General features: G+C 69.5%; 5 protein-coding genes and 1 pseudogene. 2 read left to right on the plus strand and 4 right to left on the minus strand.

From position 1 onward, the window contains the following. Positions 1-395, minus strand: a pseudogene (locus ACIRDX_RS21640) (zinc ribbon domain-containing protein); the annotation flags it as partial. A 127-nt stretch (positions 396-522) separates the two neighbouring features. Here ACIRDX_RS21640 and ACIRDX_RS21645 point away from each other — a divergent pair. Next, the gene (locus ACIRDX_RS21645; protein WP_396627500.1) at positions 523-1,257 is read left to right on the plus strand and encodes a DUF1080 domain-containing protein; all 735 of its coding nucleotides are present in this window, start codon (positions 523-525) and stop codon (positions 1,255-1,257) included. A gap of 73 nt (positions 1,258-1,330) precedes the next feature. Here the strand turns inward: ACIRDX_RS21645 and ACIRDX_RS21650 are convergent, their stop codons facing one another. Both ACIRDX_RS21650 and ACIRDX_RS21655 read right to left on the minus strand, forming a co-directional pair. Next, positions 1,331-1,771: a c-type cytochrome gene (locus tag ACIRDX_RS21650; RefSeq protein ID WP_396627501.1), complete on the minus strand. Its 441-nt coding sequence runs from the start codon at positions 1,769-1,771 to the stop codon at positions 1,331-1,333. An 87-nt stretch (positions 1,772-1,858) separates the two neighbouring features. After that, complete coding sequence (locus ACIRDX_RS21655; RefSeq protein WP_396627502.1) at positions 1,859-2,449, minus strand: YhgN family NAAT transporter; 591 nt, start codon at positions 2,447-2,449, stop codon at positions 1,859-1,861. Positions 2,450-2,503: 54 nt separating this feature from the next. Between ACIRDX_RS21655 and ACIRDX_RS21660 the strand changes: the two genes are divergently transcribed. Then, the gene (locus ACIRDX_RS21660; protein WP_396627503.1) at positions 2,504-2,923 is read left to right on the plus strand and encodes a hypothetical protein; all 420 of its coding nucleotides are present in this window, start codon (positions 2,504-2,506) and stop codon (positions 2,921-2,923) included. A gap of 86 nt (positions 2,924-3,009) precedes the next feature. Here the strand turns inward: ACIRDX_RS21660 and ACIRDX_RS21665 are convergent. Continuing rightward, positions 3,010-3,608, minus strand: a 599-nt coding sequence (locus ACIRDX_RS21665; protein WP_396627504.1) for a M28 family peptidase, incomplete at its 5' end; no start/stop codon positions are given.

The raw sequence follows: 3,608 nt of genomic DNA on the forward strand, positions 1-3,608 counted from the left end.
AGGTACTCCCAGTCGTGCCCCTGGACCTCCGCTCCCGTGCGGCCGCCCAGCAACACCAGCTGCAACGCCCGCGCGTCGTTGACGTACAACGCGACGTCGCACAGGTTCTGGCCACCCCACCACAGCGCGAAGAGGCGTCCCCACACGTCGGGGTTGGTCGTCGAGAAGGCCACCCAGCAGGCCACGGGCACCAGCACCTGGAAGAGGCTGCCGCCCAGCACGCTCACGAAGTGCCCGAACGGCGCCAACAGCACGTGGCCGGCCTCGTGGAACGCCAGGTTCACGAGGTGCAGGAACGACGCGCCGATCACGTTCTGGCGCATCGGCCACACCAGGAACAGCCAGGTCCACCGGGCGAGCACGAGGAGCAGCACGAGCCGGACCGCTCGGGTCATGGCCAGGATGATACGGCGGGAACAGAACGGGTACCGGGTACCGGGTACCGGGTACCGGGTACGAAGGCGTCGGCGTCTCGGCGGGGTCCACATTGACGCGCCGGGCCGCAGCGCATACCTTCCGCGGATGCGCATGCACATGATGGTGGTCGTCGCCGCGGTTGCGGTGGCGTGCGGATTGCCGGTCGTCGCCTCGGGCCAGGCACCGGCCGAGGTGCACAAGGCGTACATCGACGGCACGGGGCCGGGGTGGCGGACGCTCGGGCCGGCCGACTTCGCGCCGGTGAACGGCTACCCCGACACGTGGACGTGGGAGGGGCCCCTGCTCAAGTCGACCGGCATCCCGATCGGCGTGATGCGGACGCGCGACGAGTTCATCAACTTCGAACTGGTCGTGGAGTGGCGGCACATGAAGTCGGCCGGCAACTCCGGCGTCTTCGCGTGGGTGCCGATGAAGGCGCTCGACGGGCTGCCCCCCAACCAGTTGCCGAAGTGGGGCATCGAGGTGCAGATGCTCGACCACGGCTACCGCCAGTGGTTCAAGGAGACGAGCGGCGGCAAGCCTGACGGCTGGTTCACGACCAACGGCGACATCTTCGCCGTCGGCAACTCGAAGCTGCAGCCGTTCGCGCCGCTGTCGCCCGACGGGTCGCGCAGCTTCCCGCGCGCCGAGCGCAGCAAGGGCGTCGGCGAGTGGAACCACTACTACGTGCGCGGCATCAACGGCGAGATTCGCCTGTGGGTGAACGGCGAGGAAGTGTCGGGCGGTCGCGGGGCGGAACCACGGGCCGGCTTCCTGTGCCTCGAAGCCGAGGGCGCGCCCGTCGAGTTCCGCTTGATCCGCGTCCGCGAACTCCCGTAATCGTCGCGAAGGTACGGCGCGGTGTCCCACCGCGCCTCGCACGGGCCGGGCTATGACAGCCGGCCCTACCTCCCTACTTGACCTGAATCGTCTCCAGGTAGCGCACGAGCGCGTCGATGCGGGCCTTGATGGCCGCCTCATCCGAACCGCCCGTCGCCTCCTTGAACGAGTCGCCCCACACCGGCATGTCCTTGCCGCCGTGGCCATCGACCTGCTTCCGGCCATCGATGATCCGTCCGACGAGCTCGGCCGGATAGGTGCCGCCGTTGTTCTTCGCAAACACGGTCAGGTCGGCCGGACTCTTCTTCAGCATCGTGGCGAGCGGGCCATCGCCCTTGGCGCCCTGGCCGTGGCAGGTCGCGCAGTAGGTGCGGAACAGGTCGCTGCCCACGAACGCCGCGGGCTTGCCGGCAGACGCGTCCTGCTGCTGGGCGCGGGGGCGTGCACCCGTCATCGGGGACAGGGCCAGCGCCATCACCACCCCTGCCCATACGTAAGTCATCGTCTTGCGCATGTCCTCATCCCCCGGAGGTGGCGCGCCGTGATGGTCGCGACGGGGCGATTGTACACACCCCACACGGGACCGGATGTGCGATCCGGGTCACTGCCGGTGCAGGAACGTGGCGATGCCGTCCATCAGCATCTGCACCGACACCATCACGAGCAGCATGCCCATCAGGCGCTCCATCGCGATCAGCCCTCGCTGGCCGAGCATCCGGTAGAAGAACGTCGACGAGAGCAGGATGGCGCTCGTGAGCGCCCAGGCGACCGACACCACCACGAGCAGCGACAGGGTGGCGCCCGGCGCGGTTCGGTCGAGCAGGAGCAGCGTGGCGAGCGTCGACGGACCGGCGACGAGGGGAATCGCCAACGGGACGACGAACGGCTCGCCCTCGGGTCCGCCCTCGGTGAGCGATCCGTGGTCGGGGAAGATCATCCGCAGCGCGATCAGGAACAGCACGATGCCGCCCGCGACGCTCACGGCCTCCTGCCCCAGGCCGAGGAATCGCAGCAGCGCGCCGCCGATCAGCAGGAAGACGACCAGGACCACGTAGGCCACCAGCAGCTCGCGCACGAGCACGCGTTGCCGGCGTTCCGGAGGCACGCCCTTGAGCACCGCCAGGAACAGGGGCACGTTCCCCAGCGGGTCCATGACCAGGAACAGCGTGACGATGGCCGAGAGCACGTCCACGGCGTCGAGGATCGCACGACTGGCGCAGCGGACCGCCCGCGCCGATACCCCGACGTGGCTTCCCGCTTCTCGTGGGCGATGTTTCGCGGCCGGACGCGCACCCGCGTGCTGCTCGGCCTGCTGATCCTGTGCGTGGCGCTGACCTACGGCACGTGGGCCGCGCGCCGCCTCGGCCAACGCGGCTCGGAGCGCGGCACCTTCGACCAGCCACTCGTGGAGGTGGCGGGCCGTGTGGTCCGGCGGCCGGACCGCATCCCCGACATCGCGGTGCGCACGTCGAAGGAAGTGGAACTGGCCGCGATCGCGCGCGACCAGCAGGACCTGCTGTTCGGGATGACCGTGCTGCTGGTGCGCCTGATCGCGACCGTCACGGTCGGCGGACTCGGACTGGTCCTGCTCACGGCGGGGTCGACCGAGTGGGAGATCCGCAGCGAGGGGAGGGCCGGCGTTGTCGGGAAGGCGCCGGCATCCTGAGTTCAGAGTTCAGAATTCAGGATGAAGCGCCTTCGCCCTTTCAGCCCTTCATCATTCCGGCATCGCAGCATCGCAGCATTCCCCTCCTACGGGCGCGCTGCCGTGGCGGGGGCGGCCGTCGTCGGCGCGGGCGCGCCGGGGGCGGGTGCCGGCGCCGGCATCTCGGCCTTGCCGAAACGCGGCAGCATCTCGTCGCGCATCGCCAGGTGATACAGCGCCGAGGCAATCATCGCCGCGCTCTTCTTCACGTCGGCCTCGACGACCCGTTCGTAGGTGTCGAGGTTGGTGTGCCACGTGTGGGAGCCGTACTCGATCGGGTCCTGCATCAGGCCGATCCCCGGCAGGCCTGCCGCGTTGAACGACGTGCTGTCGGTACCGCCCGAGCGGCGGCTCTTCGTGGCCGTGGCGCCAACGAACCCGAGGTCCTCGAACGGCGCCATGATCTCGCGCAAGATGCGCCCGGCCTCGTCGGGCCCGAACACGGTGGCGCCGCGCACGCGGCCGGTGCCCGAGTCGACGTTGAGGTAGCCGCCAAACGTGGCGAACTCGGGGAGCGGAGCCTCAGCCGTGCCGAAGTGCTTCGCCACGTAAGCCTTCGAGCCGAGCAGCCCCTGTTCCTCTCCACTCCACAGCGCCACGCGGATCGTTCGGCGGGGCTTCACACCGATGACCTTCAGGATGCGCG

The organism is Luteitalea sp., assembly GCF_044337415.1.
GTDB lineage: Bacteria > Acidobacteriota > Vicinamibacteria > Vicinamibacterales > Vicinamibacteraceae > Luteitalea.

Coding starts and splice junctions, on each gene's coding strand:
- ACIRDX_RS21650 (WP_396627501.1), bottom strand. CDS start 1,771: ATGCGCAAGACGATGACTTACGTATGGGCAGGGGTGGTGATGGCGCTG.
- ACIRDX_RS21645 (WP_396627500.1), top strand. CDS start 523: ATGCGCATGCACATGATGGTGGTCGTCGCCGCGGTTGCGGTGGCGTGC.